This is a genomic window from Corynebacterium silvaticum (assembly GCF_004382825.2).
Classification (GTDB): Bacteria; Actinomycetota; Actinomycetes; order Mycobacteriales; family Mycobacteriaceae; genus Corynebacterium; species Corynebacterium silvaticum.
This window is the reverse complement of the sequence record NZ_SDQO02000003.1, coordinates 294,963-309,274: the sequence shown is the minus strand read 5'-3', so window position 1 is coordinate 309,274 and position 14,312 is coordinate 294,963. Positions and strand designations below refer to the sequence as shown.

The 14,312-nt window shown below is 58.9% G+C and carries 9 protein-coding genes and 1 pseudogene; 5 read left to right on the top strand and 5 right to left on the bottom strand.

Annotation, left to right across the window (positions count from 1 at the left end):
- Positions 1–80: 80 nt before the first annotated feature.
- Entirely contained in the window at positions 81–1,916 is a 1,836-nt protein-coding gene (locus ET810_RS09480) for a phosphoenolpyruvate carboxykinase (GTP) (RefSeq protein ID WP_087454671.1), read from the top strand.
- A 44-nt stretch (positions 1,917–1,960) separates the two neighbouring features.
- On the opposite strand, the gene ET810_RS09475 is transcribed toward ET810_RS09480, so the two are convergent.
- The gene (locus ET810_RS09475; RefSeq protein WP_087454670.1) at positions 1,961–2,728 is read right to left on the bottom strand and encodes a class I SAM-dependent methyltransferase; all 768 of its coding nucleotides are present in this window, start codon (positions 2,726–2,728) and stop codon (positions 1,961–1,963) included.
- Between the two features lie 37 nt (positions 2,729–2,765).
- Here ET810_RS09475 and ET810_RS12820 point away from each other — a divergent pair, with 37 nt between their 5' ends.
- Positions 2,766–3,911 carry a glycosyltransferase family 4 protein gene (locus tag ET810_RS12820; RefSeq protein WP_134316256.1) on the top strand — a complete coding sequence of 382 codons (1,146 nt, stop codon included), beginning with the start codon at positions 2,766–2,768 and terminating at the stop codon, positions 3,909–3,911.
- On the opposite strand, the pseudogene ET810_RS13420 reads toward ET810_RS12820, so the two are convergent.
- Together ET810_RS13420 and ET810_RS09460 are read right to left on the bottom strand one after the other, a co-directional pair.
- A pseudogene (locus ET810_RS13420) lies at positions 3,875–5,188 on the bottom strand (MmpA family trehalose lipid delivery protein); the annotation flags it as partial. The gene ET810_RS12820 and the pseudogene ET810_RS13420 overlap by 37 nt on opposite strands.
- Positions 5,189–5,263: 75 nt before the next feature.
- Entirely contained in the window at positions 5,264–6,451 is a 1,188-nt protein-coding gene (locus tag ET810_RS09460; protein ID WP_087454668.1) for a PorA family protein, read from the bottom strand.
- 40 nt (positions 6,452–6,491) lie between these two features.
- Between ET810_RS09460 and ET810_RS09455 the strand changes: the two genes are divergently transcribed.
- Positions 6,492–7,562, top strand: coding sequence for an acyltransferase family protein (locus ET810_RS09455; RefSeq protein ID WP_087454667.1), 1,071 nt, complete (start codon positions 6,492–6,494; stop codon positions 7,560–7,562).
- Between the two features lie 57 nt (positions 7,563–7,619).
- On the opposite strand, the gene ET810_RS09450 is transcribed toward ET810_RS09455, so the two are convergent.
- Complete coding sequence (locus ET810_RS09450) at positions 7,620–10,838, bottom strand: alpha-(1->3)-arabinofuranosyltransferase domain-containing protein (RefSeq protein ID WP_134316254.1); 3,219 nt, start codon at positions 10,836–10,838, stop codon at positions 7,620–7,622.
- Between the two features lie 65 nt (positions 10,839–10,903).
- A complete protein-coding gene (locus ET810_RS09445) occupies positions 10,904–11,092 on the bottom strand; it encodes a DUF2613 domain-containing protein (protein ID WP_014836883.1) in 189 nt (62 codons plus the stop codon).
- Between the two features lie 34 nt (positions 11,093–11,126).
- Here ET810_RS09445 and ET810_RS09440 point away from each other — a divergent pair, with 34 nt between their 5' ends.
- On the top strand, positions 11,127–12,254 hold the full coding sequence (locus tag ET810_RS09440) for a glycoside hydrolase family 3 N-terminal domain-containing protein (RefSeq protein WP_087454665.1): 1,128 nt from the start codon (positions 11,127–11,129) through the stop codon (positions 12,252–12,254).
- Positions 12,255–12,446: 192 nt separating this feature from the next.
- On the top strand, positions 12,447–14,108 hold the full coding sequence (locus ET810_RS09435) for a VanW family protein (protein WP_087454664.1): 1,662 nt from the start codon (positions 12,447–12,449) through the stop codon (positions 14,106–14,108).
- Positions 14,109–14,312: the final 204 nt, after the last annotated feature.

Below are 14,312 nucleotides of genomic sequence, written 5' to 3'. Positions count from 1 at the left end.
TCCTTTCCCCGCGTCTTAATGGCTACTGTGTGGTGAGGAAGAACAGTCAATTGACACGCGCAACTATGTCAGGAGAAGTGATGTCCACCGTGTCCATTAAGGGCCTTAAGGGTGAAGTCCCTACAAAGAATGAAGTATTGCTGAATTGGATTGCGGAGAATGTAGAGCTTTTCCAGCCGGAGCAAGTCGTCTTTGCAGATGGCTCTCAAGAAGAGTGGGATCGACTTACCTCGGAGCTCATTGAAGCAGGCACGCTTATTCGCCTCAACGACGAGAAGCGCCCAAATAGCTTCCTTGCGCGTTCCAACCCTGCGGACGTCGCACGCGTTGAGTCTCGTACCTTTATCTGTACCTCCACTCCGGAGGGCGCCGGCCCAACCAACAACTGGGCCGACCCGGTAGAGATGAAAGCCGAGATGACGGAGCAATACCGTGGTGCCATGAAGGGGCGCACCATGTACGTAGTTCCGTTCTGCATGGGGCCTATCGACGACCCCGCGCCCAAGCTCGGCGTCCAGCTCACAGACTCCGCTTATGTGGTGCTTTCCATGCGTGTGATGACCCGCATGGGTGCTGAGGCACTGGCCAAGATTGGCGACAACGGATCTTTCGTGCCGTGCCTCCACTCCGTGGGCGCGCCATTGGAGCCGGGTCAGGAAGATGTTGCGTGGCCTTGCAATGAGACCAAGTACATCACCCAGTTCCCAGAGACCAAGGAGATCTGGTCCTTTGGATCCGGTTACGGCGGAAACGCCATCCTGGCCAAGAAGTGCTACGCGCTGCGCATCGCTTCTGTTATGGCTAAGGAAGAGGGCTGGATGGCCGAGCACATGCTCATCCTCAAGCTCACCTCCCCAGAAGACAAGGTCTACTACATCGCTGCGGCATTCCCATCGGCATGCGGCAAGACCAACCTAGCGATGCTGCAGCCGACCATCGAGGGCTGGAAGGCCGAGGTCGTTGGTGATGACATCGCATGGCTGCGTTTTGGCGAGGACGGACGTCTTTACGCCATCAACCCGGAGAACGGATTCTTTGGTGTGGCACCGGGAACCAACTACTCCTCTAACCCCAACGCCATGAAGACCATGGAGCAGGGCAACACCTTGTTCACCAACGTTGCGCTTACCGACGACGGTGACATCTGGTGGGAGGAGCTGGAAAACCAGCCGGAGCACCTTATCGACTGGAAGGGCAACGACTGGACTCCGGAGAGCGATCAGCCTTCCAGCCACCCGAACTCCCGTTATTGCGTGCCGCTAGAGCAGTGCCCTGTTGCCGCCGCAGAGTTCAACAACCCAGAAGGCGTTCCGATCTCCGCGATCCTCTTCGGCGGACGTCGCCCAGACACCGTTCCGCTAGTGTCTCAGGCTCACGATTGGAACCACGCCACCATGATTGGTGCGCTGCTGTCCTCCGGCCAGACGGCCGCCGCCGAGGGCACCGTGGGTGCTTTGCGCCACGACCCCATGGCCATGCTGCCGTTCATCGGATACAACGCTGCTGATTACTTGCAGCACTGGATCGACATGGGCAAGAAGGGCGGCGACAAGATGCCGGCTGTCTTCCTTGTCAACTGGTTCCGCCGTGGCGACGACGGGCGCTTCCTATGGCCTGGCTTCGGCGACAACAGCCGCGTTCTCAAGTGGATTGTGGACCGTATTGAGGGCCGCGTAGAAGCTGATGAGACTATCGCTGGTTACACCGCACGCGTAGAGGATCTCGACCTCACTGGTCTAGACACCCCGATTGAAGACGTCAAGGAGGCACTCTCTGCTCCTGCCGCTCAATGGAAGGGCGACCTTGAGGATAACGAGCAGTACCTTGAGTTCCTTGGATCCAAGGGCTCGGCAGTGCCCGCAGAGGTGCTTGAGCAGTTTGAGGCTCTCAAGCAGCGCGTGGCTGCTGCAGAATAAGCAGAATACTACGTGCTGTTGAGGCCGGAGCTCCCCTTTAACCTTTAAGGGAGCTCCGGCTTTTTCATGACCACCACGAGGTTGCTCACAAGGAATTCGCGGAGAATCGGTACTCGTACCATCCACCATGCCCAGCGCGGGTGATAACGCGGAAAAGCCAAGAGCAGTTGTGCGTCGGATAGGCTACGCGCCCAGCGCAATCCCGCAGCGCATGAGACATTGAACAAGGATGTTCCAAAAACATTTTTGGGCAGATGCCCGTGGCGGCGAGTGTAGTAATCCCGGGCAAAGTCGCCACCAAGATAGTGCTGCCATAGGCCGGTCTCATGTCCGCCAAAGGGGCCGAGCCATACGGTATAGCTCAGAATTGCGAGGCCGCCCGGTCGCGTTACACGCAGCATTTCTTCTCCCATGAGCCAAGGGTCAGCGATGTGTTCCGCCACGTTAGAGGAATACACAACGTCAAAAGCGTCTGCGCTAAAGGGCAGGGCGGTTCCGCTAGCGCGGACAGCATTCGCGACGCTAATCCCCGCAGCGGACATTTCCCCGGCATCGGGTTCAACGCTGACATAATAAATCCCGCGACGCTCGAACTCATCAGCAAAATATCCAGGCCCGCCTCCGACGTCTAAGACGCTATCCAGCGGTGAGCGACTGTCTTTGCACAGGCTTGTTATGAGCTCCGCTGTGTCAGCTGCCAGCGGGGCGTAGAATTTGTCAGGCGCGGTTTGTTCATGACGAAAACTCCTCAGAAGCGTGAGGGATCGACGCAGGGTTGCAAGCTTTGCAGTACGCTGTAGTGGTTTCGCCATGGAGATTATCTTTTCATGCTCTAGGGTGGGTTGTGATATGAAGATTCTCTTATTATGTTGGCGTGATACGACGCATCCTCAAGGTGGCGGGAGTGAACGCTACCTTGAACGCGTTGCGGAATATTGTGCACGCCACGGACACGAGGTAGTCTTCCGCACGTCTTCCTACACGGATGCTCCCCGGCGCAGTATGCGTGACGGCGTTCGGTTTTCTCGCAGCGGCGGCAAGTTTGGGGTTTATCCTAAAGCTGCCTTGGGGATGTTGGCTGGGCGCGTGGGGTTTGGCACCATGCGTGGAGTCGACGTTGTGGTGGACACTCAAAACGGAATCCCTTTCTTTGCTGCGTTGTTTTCCGGCAAGCCCACCATCTTGCTCACGCATCACTGCCATCGCGAGCAGTGGCCGGTAGCCGGGAAGATCCTGGCTAAGCTCGGCTGGTTTTTGGAATCTCAGGTATCGCCGTGGTTGCACCAGTCGCTGCGCTATGTCACGGTCTCCCAACCCAGCAAGGATGAGTTGGTGGGCCTGGGGGTAGATCCCGATCGCGTGGACATTATCCGCAATGGAGTGGATCATCCACCCACGCATATGCGCTTGGAAGACGATGGCCGACTACACCTGGTCACGCTTTCGCGCCTGGTGCCCCACAAACGGATTGAAGACGCCATCGAGGTGGTGCGCTCGCTTGACGGCGTAGTTCTAGACATCATCGGCTCTGGCTGGTGGGGCCAGCAATTACGGGATAAAGCGGCGGATATTGCAGATCGGGTTGTGTTCCACGGTCAGGTGTCCGAGGAGTACAAGCATGCCCTCTTGGACCGCGCAGCGATACACCTCATGCCCTCCCGAAAGGAGGGCTGGGGTCTAGCGGTGATTGAGGCAGCTCAGCATCGGGTGCCAACGATCGGTTACCGCTCCTCGGGCGGGCTTGTGGACTCTGTCCGGGAAGGCGGTGTGCTGGTCGGGGATCGGGATGAGTTTGTTGCGGAGACCCGCCGGTTGTTGGCGGACTCGGATCGTCGAGAAGCTTTAGGGGCCTTGGCCTATGAAGCAGTGCAGGATTATTCCTGGGACGACACCGGCCGCCGCTTCCTCGACCTCATGGAACGCGTCGCCCATGCCCCGGCAACGCCCACGCCTTCCACCAGCCACAACGAGGCAAGCGATACGCCCACCCAGTAACTGCGCCCGCGGTGGGTGATGCCGCCGATCTCCGTGATGGTTTCTGCGCCTGAGCTTGTCGACGTCACCACCGTCCCAATACCGCGTTCCTTCAGGCACTCGGTGCAGCCGCGACGCCACTCCTTCACAGCGGCCGAATACCGGGGAGAAAGCTCGTCTACCAGCGTGCCATCCACCACAAGGCCCCCTGCCTCCACACTTGACTGAGCCTTGATCCGAGGATCCACCATGGTGCGCCCGTGGTAGGTCACCAACCCCCGCGAATCCGGGAAAAGTAGGTCTCCCTCGGAGCTCGGCCAGGGGCGCTCGGCCACCGGGGTGAGCTGTTTGAGGGCCACCGGGGCATCAGGAACCTGGAGAATCACAAGGAAGAGAGTGATAAGAGCAAGCGGTCGGCACCGCATTCTGCCCGCGCCCGTCACCAGAGCTGGGATAAGCAGCATGATGAGTTTTTGAGAATCACGGAAAAGGCTCGCGCCGGGCACATGAGCGAGCAACCATCCGCCAACCGGAGTGCTCAACACCAAGCACGTCGCCAGGGCAGCGGCCCCGAGCAGCTGCCACCGCCGGGGGGCTTTCCAGAATGTGAGCAGGCATAGCGCTATCCCAAACACCGCAAAGCCCGCAGCCCGTGAGGGGGGAACTGCCTCAGCGTTCCATATGCCGCCCAACCCCATAAGCGCACCTAGCGTGCCAGTCCAGGTTTCCGCACGGGCGAGAAACGCCGTCGTGGAAGACGTTGGCACAGTGACAAGGCTAGGAATGAGCCACGGAAGGCTAGCGGCCACACCAGCTAACAAGACGGGAAGCTTAGAACGAGCGGCAACCAGGCCCGTGATTGTTGCCACGACCGCCCCCGTCGGAGTCAAAGAACTCAGCCACAGTGCCGCAATTCGACCCCGAGTCGAAGCAGTGATCACCACCGGCAACAACCACGCAGCGATCACCAAAGACCACTGCCCTTGCAACAACCGCTCCACCACAAACGGATTCCACAGGGTAAGCGTTATCGCGGCAGCTCGTGACCACGCGGTGCTACCCAGCCGGGCAGCCCCCAGAGCTCCAGCGACAGCCGCTACCAGTAACAACATCCGCACTACCCACGTAGCTGGAACCACGTGACCCAACAGCGCCAGCACTCCGTCTTGGGGCGCATTGCGTGCCGGCAGATCACCAAAACCTACGGCACCTGCGGTCAGTGCCGGGTGATTGAGCACCACCATGTCACGCAGCCCCAACATCCCAGACCACCCAGAAGGTAGCCACAAAGCCCACATGAGTAGGGTGAGCAGCATCGCGGTCCATGCGACGAGCAGATACGACGAAGAACGCGCGCCGGGGGCAGACATGCTCTAAGGCTTCGGTGGGACGTCGTGGGGGCGTCGTACAGCAAGCCAAAGACCTACCGCGAGCAGCGCAAAGCCAAGCATTTTTGCGACGAACCCGCCTATGCGCAGCCGGTGCAAAGTATCCACTGTCGGCTGGGCTTCATCGTGGGCATGCTTCTGTGTTGTGGCATCCCACTGAAGTGTGGTCTTTAAGATCGCGCGCATGGGGTCGTGGCCTCGCTGAGCAGTTGCGTCTGCGTCCTGCTGATCGGTGGCGTAGAACATGAACACGTCTTCACTCTGATTAACCACCACACCACTCTTAGGCTCTACCCACAGTGTGCGCTTGACGGTGTAATAAGGGGTGAGCTTGACCGTGCCGGGGCGCCCCTCGCCATAGAACTTGGATGCCGGGGCCGTGATCTGCATCTTGCGTATCTGGTCTTGCTGCTCCTGGCTGAGGTCGCTCGTGGTGGCTTCCATCGAGGGCTCATCGGAGATGTCCTCGGGCTGGGTGAAAGAGCGCGTCGCAGCTTTAACCAAGTCCGTGGCGGGAATGTCTTGGGTAAACCTGTAGATCCCGTTATTTTCTTCCACATAATCCAGCGGCCAGGGTTTTTGCGCGATGGGATCAAAGAACTGATACGAGCGGCGTTCCGTATTAAACGGATAGAAGTATTGGAGGCCGTCGCGAGCAAAATCGCCGGTATCAAAGCTCAAATTGAGACTGGGTGCGGTGACCTTCATATGCGACGCAAAATCCAAGACCGGATAGGTGGAATGTCGGATAAGGCGCAGTTTGTCATCGACATCGATGATGGATTTTTTAGTGTCTGTGCGCACGAGATTTTCTGTCACGTGGAGGTCGACCTCGTCGCGGACATCGGTTTTTACCGTTTTGATCTCCCGATGCAGCTGCGTGGTGGTGCTAACCACAAAGCAGCTTTGTGGAGCATCAGCGGGGCAGGGGGCCTCAGGATCGTAGAGAATGGTATCCGCAGGAGTAGTGGTGATCTGTCGGGTGGTGTCCACCGGGATAGGCTTGATTCGGCTGATCATGAGAGCCGGCCCAGCCGCTGCAATGATAAAGAGCACGGCTGCCGCCACAAAGGCAATGATAGGGGCACGCCGTGCATGCTTTTCGGAACGCGCAAACAGGGCTTTTCGTGTGCCCATGCCAGCAGCATCCACACCGGTGTCTTTGCTGTCCATCACCCTGACGACTCTCTACTTTCCGCTAGGATCCCTTAAAGTGTCTCCATCGTACCCACCGCGCACGCGAAACTTCCTCCCCCAGCTTGAGGGGCTACGAGGTGTGGCTGCCACCGGGGTACTCCTCACACACACGGCTTTTCAAACCGGGATGAGCCAATCGGGGATCCCAGGGGCGATACTCGCGCGCTTTGACTTCTTTGTTTCAGTATTTTTTGGCCTCTCAGCGTTCCTGCTCTGGCGCGGTGATCACTCGGGCTCTTCACTCTCGTATTTTCGCCGCCGCGCTCTACGCATCCTCCCGGCCTATTGGGTGTGCGTCCTGCTTGTTTTTGCGTTCTTGCCGGATTCCTTTGGCACGGGGTGGCGCACAATCTTAGCCACCCTGACCCTCACCCAGGTTTACCCAGCCCACAGCCTTGCCGGTGGTTTGACACACCTCTGGTCGCTGAGTGTGGAAGTAGCGTTTTACCTTTTTCTTCCGGTGTTGGTGTGGGCGCTGCGGGGGGCGTCGAAAAGCAAGCGCCTGCTGTGCTTCTTCGGGATGTTTGCGGCAGGGATCGGTTGGGCTGCGGTGCCATGGCCCCTCGATCTAGCCGGTGGAATCAACTTTCAGATTTTCCCGCCTTCCTATGCGCCCTGGTTTGCCGTTGGCCTTATCGCAGCTGAGCTGGAGGGGACACGAATAACCAGGTGGAGAGGCTTTAATCTCACATGGCTGTGGTGGGCGCTGGCCCTTGGCGTGGCGTGGGTGGCGGGGCAGCCATGGTTTGGGCCACAGGGATTGACGCATCCCACCCCCGGAGAGTTTGTGCGAAAAATCCTGGCAGGGGCACTTTTTGGGGCGCTGATAGTGCTGCCTTATGCCTGGGGGACAGGGGGCGCGTGGACATCGTTTCTCAGTAGTCGGCCCCTGCTTATTCTGGGGCGGTGGAGCTACTCGCTGTTTCTTTGGCACCTTCCGGTGTTGTCGATGGTCTTCCCGCTGCTGGGGATCGCACCGTTTTCCGGGCACTTCATGCTTGTCACAGTGGTCTGCTTTGTGGGAAGTGTCATTGTGGCGGCGGCGAGCTTTACGTTGGTGGAAAAGAACGCCCGTTGGGCGCGATAGTGTCGTTTTTGAGAACGCTAGAAAAGGCATCCTGGGGTTTTACGCGAGCCACAAGCGCTAGCGTTCCCAAAAACGACAATCTTTGCCTAGCAGCAGGCACAGCAACGCCAGACAACACAGAATGTCGGTGAAAGGCACAAGGTCAAAGTAGTGGGCGCTGGGCCACGGGGTGCGCGCGAGCCAGAGGGCGGTGATCGCCATCATTGCGCCGATGATGATGGTGGGGGTGATGGTGGTAAAACGCCGGATAGCCCAGAGGCTCGGGAGCATCAGCAGCCCCCACCATCCCACGACGCAGCAGGCCGCCGCCGTGCCAATAATGGGAAGTATGAACGCAGGCCAGGGCTTGACGGGAGGCTCGGTGGCGCGTCGTCGCCGGCTGATGGCTAGGACGCATCCCGCCGCGATCGTCACCGCAAGCACTCCGCCGCCGAGCAGCCCGCGGCGGTAGGTGGAGTCGGCACGCATGCTGAGTGTTACGGCGCCGTGGGCGCCTGGCGGGACGATAAAGCTTTGCGACGCCGCGTTAAACTCCGCCGGACGTAGTTCCGTGCCATCGTCTAACGTTGCCGTGAGTCCTTTGTTGGCGGCGCGGGTGGTCACGAGGATTCTGTCATAGTCAGCGGGAGGGATGCTTTCTCCGCGGGCTATATCGCGCAGATTATTCCGGGGCGAGTAGTCTGGTTCGCTGAGGCGGACCCAGTTGGCGCGGGTAAGGATCTCATGGTGACCGGCGGTGAGGACGAGGTCGTCGCCGCAGGTGTAGGGGGTGTCGTCGATATGCGTGGGCTGGCGGCAGTCGGATTGGAATAGTTGAACGGTGAGGTCTTTGGGGAGGCTAAAACTCCTGATGATCACGCCGGTATCCACCGCAACCTTTTGGAACAGGAATTCTCGGACGCTCGCGGGGGCTTCCGGCACTGTGACCACCCGCCGGATCGGTGCGTCTTCGATGGTGGCTTCGGCAATACCTACTTTTCCGGATTGAGTTGCGGTTGGCTGTTGTGGCCCCAGGGTGATGCGCACGGCGTCGGTCGGGCCGCCGGGCACCTTGATGGTGGTGGGAATTCCAGGTTTGAGTTTGACCTTTGTGTGTGCTCCCGCGCTGCTTATGGTGACCTCTGCGGGAGCGCCAGTGGTGGTGAGGCTCAGCGTCGGGTTATCGGAGTGCGCTCGTAGTTCTAGCCATTGCCCTTCTTGAGTTCCGGGGGCGGGAAACCATGCGGTGTCTGGATCGCCATCGACGGCGGCGGTCAAGGAACGCTCGGGGTGCGCGCCACCGAAAGCAGTGGCATCCGAGGCAGACGAGGAGGCCGCCACGCTGCCGCCGGTTTCTACGACGCGAGTGTATAAACCTTGCGACGGATAATCGAGCGCTGCGCCCTTAGCGTCGCGGGCTTCATCGGCGGAGGCGAGCGGGGCGGAGACCGCAGACTCTATGGTGCCAAAGTTGCGAGCCGTCAACATGGGCGTATCGGTGACGATCTCTGCGCCTTCATGCGTGAGCTCGTAGAGGCCGCGGGGAAGCAGCGGGAGGACTTCGCCGCCGCCTGCGAGCTTTGTGGGTGTTGGGGCGGCCTTTTCTGCGTCGGCAAGCAGCATGTTGCGCTGGGGGGCAAACACGACCACATCGACCTCGCCAAAGGTGCGGACCTCTGCAGCAGGAAACAAGCGCTGGACTTTGCTCAAGGTGAGCGCTGTCCCGGTTGTCCCCACGACGGAGTCGTCGAGATCATGTCGGAGTACCAGCGCGCCGACGCCGAGACGTTCGAGCTGGGCTGGTAGCTCGCTTAACTCGCCTTCGTCGATAGCCGCAAGCGTCCCATCAAGCGTGCGGATTGCTTCCGGGGGCACAAGCGGCACAGCATCGCGAACAAGCCACGGAACAGACAACAACGGCTGCAGCGGCTCATCTCTGGTCCATCCCCAATCTTGGCGGGCAAAGCTGGCCGCAGGCAGTATCAAGGTGCGGGTGCCCGAGGCCTTCTCACTGAGAAAATCAGCAGCTTCCGACCAATAAGAGGGGACCTGACTATAGGCACCCGAGGGAAGCAAGCGCCCCGACCACACAGGAGAAACCGCTGCCGCCGCAACAAGCACCACGAGGGCATAGACTGCTGTGCGACGGGGAGCTTCCGGAATCCAGCGGATCTGGATAGCGTGGGCAGCGCCTATAAGCAGTGGGATCCGCACAAGCGGGTCAAACTTATGCACGTTGCGCAGTGCGGCGCCGGGGCCGTCGAGAAGCTCAGGCACTAAATGTGCCCCACACACAACAATCACGCCCACAAAGAGCAACGCAATCCAAAAGGAACGAAACCTCAGGCCGGGGCGGCATAGGCCGATCAGTCCGATGGCCGCGATGGCGAGCGTCACCACGACAAAATAGGGGCTGGTGGCAAGCGCATGGCCGGCTTCTCGCTCGGTCTCTACGAAAGGCGTCCACGACGTGGTGCCGCGTAAGGCTTCGGCGGCGTTGAGCCAGCGCGTGGTGACAAAGGAGCTCTCGATAAAATCAGTAAAAGGAGTGGAATACGTACCGAGGACGGCCAGCGGCACCAACCACCACACGCTCACCGCAACGCAACCAACAGTCCAAACAACAAAGAACCGCCAGCGCCGCAACCACAGCAGCAACAATGCGGCGGGAACACACGCGGCCACCGTAGCCGTCGCATTCACCGCGCCCATACCTATCACGGCCAGCAACGATGCTGCCACCCCTGGGAAACCCTGCACGGGAGGCCGTCGGCTAGCGTGGGGAGTATCAGCCACCGTGCCCGCTACCGGGAGCAACGGCCACAGCACCCAGGGGGCTAGCGCCACCGGCCAAGCCTCTGAGGAAATGGCCGTCAGGGTGGTCAAAATCCTAGGAGACAGCGCATACAACGCAGCGGCGAGCACACGCGAACCGGTGGAACCAACCCCCAGCCTGCGGGTAAGCAACAAAAAACCCGAAAAAGCCAAGCCCAGAAGCAACGTCCACCACAGGCGTTGAGCCACCCAATCCGGAAGTGGGGAGGCAAGAAGAAAAAAAGCCCCCTGCGGGAAGAGATAACCGTAGGCCTGATTTTGCAGCTGACCCATGGGAAAAATATCCGTCCACGGATGGAGAGCTGCGCTAAGAAAGCGCGCAGGGTTGGCAACAAGGTCGTGCTTTGTGTCTGCAGCAGTTAACCCCCACGGCTGCGAAAAACTCACCAGGGCAGTGCAGAACCAGCCGGAAAGATGAGGCCGGCGAGCACAGAACAACAAGAGCAGCGTCACGCGCGCCACGAAGAAGTCGGCTAAGGTCCTAGCCTTTGTCGCCTTTATGAGTGAAGGGGATGCCAAAGCCGGATCTACTGACGTGAGCCATACTCCGGGTCACCGAGGACCGAAGAATCGGCGTTTGCGGCACCGTTGGCTGGCCCAGAATCGACGAGCGACACACCAATCACGGCCACAATGCCCACCGCGATACCGATAACGGCGCTGGCTATGGTGGGGCCGAGGGTGCGGCGGTTAAGGGAATCGGATTCAAAAGCCATACATATAACAATACCGTGGTTTACTGGATGGGCAATGCACATAAAACGACTTCTCGCCGCCGCCCTCCTCGGTGCGCTCGCCGCATGCAGTGACGCCGGAACCGATACGGATCCCGCCAGCACCGAGGTCACCACTGCGTCTGCTACTGCGTCTACAACGCAGGAAACCAGTGCGCCGCCAAGCGCAAAAGCACAACCTAACGACGTCCGCGCTCAAGCCGCGAGCCTCATGATGGTGGGAGTAAGCAACTACGACGACGCTCTCTCTGCCTTACACCAAGGTGTTGGAGGCATCTTCATAGGATCAGGCACAGACCCCAACCTCCTCACCGCGCCGGGCAGAAACATCGAGGCATTGCGTAAGGCCGTGGGACGTGATTTCTCCGTCTCTATCGACTTTGAAGGCGGACGTGTTCTCCGGCACCAAGGAATCCTGGGGACCTTCCCCTCACCCCAAGTGATGGCACAGACCATGAACCCCGAGCAGGTTCGAGGCATGGCTAAAACGATGGGTGATTCCTTGTCGGCGCACGGGGTGACCGTGAACTTTGCGCCAGTTGCAGACATAGACGCTGGATTGGATGTCGTGGGCGATCGCGCTTTTAGCGCGGATCCCACTATTGATGCGGAATATGCGGCAGCTTTTGCCCAAGGAATGCTGGACGCGGGGATTCGACCAGTGTTTAAGCATTTCCCTGGACATGGACGTGCCAGTGGCGACTCTCACACTGGTCAGGTGTTTACCCCGCCCTTGGGAGACCTAGAGAACATCGACTTGGTGCCCTATAGCCGGATTAATGTCCCTGGTGCTGGCGTGATGCTCGGTCACATGGTGGTCCCCGACCTAGGCTCGCCCAAGAATGGTCTTCCCTCCACCCTCAACCCAGCCGCGTATCAGCTGTTGCGCACGGGTTCTTATCGTGGTGGACATCCTTTTGATGGTGTTGTCTACACCGATGATCTTGCGATGGGTGCGATCACGGGGGCTATGCCTGTTCCCCAGGCTGTGGTGGCCTCGTTGCAAGCAGGTGCAGACCAGGCGCTGTGGGTGACCACCGCCGGGCTCAAAGAGGCTATCGACGCCACCGTTGCTGCCGTGGAAACGGGCGCGTATCCCAGAGGTCAATTTGAAGACTCGGTGCGCCGGGTAGGTGTTCTTTAATCCCTTTGGGAAGACTTAAGTAAAAAATTATTATGGTGCGATGATTGTGTGATGTAAATCCATAAAAACAGGATTGATAAAGGTTATAAGGGGTTCTTTGTCACGAAAATAGCCGCACGAAAAAATTACACAGCAAAACTTTAGAGTTCTTGGAATAGTGGGCAACACCCTGTGTCCACTAAGTTGGTGTGAGTGAGTTCAAAGAAGGCAGCTAAGTTCGGTGCAGGAGTGGTCCTAGGGATCGCGTTGCTCGGCGGCGTCGGGTACGGCACGGACTATGTGATCAACCAAGGATCTGTCCCCCGAGGGACAAGTGTTGGCGGCATCAACATCGGCGGGATGGGGAAAGATGAAGCCATCTCGACGCTAAAAAAGGGCCTGGCGCTGAGCGCCCAAGTACAGATCACCGCGGGAGAGCAACACTCCAGCCTCTCGCCTGAAGCCTCAGGACTTGGGGTGGATTGGGAGAAAACAATCGACGGAGCGGGCGCACAATCTGCCAACCCGTTTACCCGCTTGGCTAGCTTCTTCACCACTCATGAGATCAACATCGTCTCCACTGTCGATGAGGCTAAGTTGACCCCGCAACTGGACCGGGTGGAAAAAGAGCTAACTCCTGCGCCTCAGGACGCCAGCCTGGATATCCACGGCGGCAGGGTTAACTCTCACGCATCCGTGAATGGGCAGAGCTTGAGCCGGCAGGAGCTCAACAGCGCGGTCGTCTCCGATTGGCTAAAACCTAATGGTGTGAACGTGAAGGTGAACACCACCAAGCCCGCGATCGGGGAATCCGCACTCAAAAAGGCGGAGGAGACAGCCAACGCTGCACTCCAAGGCCCACTTGTGCTGCATGGACGCGATAACATCGACGGCTTCATCCCCGTGGAACGGCTAGCTGAGGTGCTCACCTTTGTCCCGGATCACGATTCGCTGCGACCGGACATCAACGTAGAAGCAGCTAAAGGCATTTTCCTGGAAAACCTTGGTGTCACAGAGGTGAAAAGGCAAAACGCCAACATCATCTTCAACGGTGGAACCAAGACAATCACCCCTAGCGCGGACGGAATCACCATTGACTGGGAGAAGACGCTAGAAAATTTTCAGGAGCGTGTGACCTCCAAGGACAAACGAACCTTCGATGCCGTCTACATCGACCAACCCGCGACCTTTACCACCGAGCAGGCGGAACGCGCCACCTTTGACGAGGTCGTAGGTGAATTCACCACGGGCGGTTACTCGCAAGCCTCGGGCGTGAACATCGCTCGCGTTGCAGAGATGGTCAACGGGGCAATCGTCGCGCCGGGAGATACATTCTCCTTGAACGGCTACACGGGTCCACGTGGGCGCGCACAAGGTTTTGTGGAATCCGGCGTTATTCTCAACGGTCGGGCAGATAAAGCAGTAGGCGGCGGCATTAGCCAATTTGCCACTACCTTGTACAACGCCTCCTACTTTGCCGGTATGCAAGACGTAGCCCACACCAATCACAGCTTCTACATCTCGCGTTACCCCGCGGGACGCGAGGCCACGGTCTATGAAGGTGCCATCGACCTGCAATTTAAGAACACCTCACCGTATCCCGTTAGGATCGTGACGTCTGCAGGTGGCGGCAACGTGACCGTCAAGCTCACGGGAGTAAAGACTGTCAACGTGGAATCCATCAACGGAGGGCGCTGGAATTACACCCCGCCGAGGCCGATCCGACTATCTGGCCCGGACTGCACGCCTTCCGGCGGTGCCCAAGGTTTCACCACATCTGATACCCGCATTGTGCGCGATCTCAGCGGTAACCAACTCTCGCGGGTAACCACGACCACTGTCTACGATCCATCGCCGATCGTGACCTGCTCCTAAACAATGTGAAAATGCGCGCGGTGTGTAGGCCGCGTGCATTTTTGTATGGAATGGCCACTTTTGAGTGTGTCTGAGTGTTTCTGCTTGTACCTGATGGCCTCAAAAGGGGACGAACATCACGGTCAGGAAGCGTCGCACGCGTTCTTACGCGAGCGTAGTGTGGGCTCAAAGTTCGAGGCTCACGCGAGATCCTAGGAGGAAGTA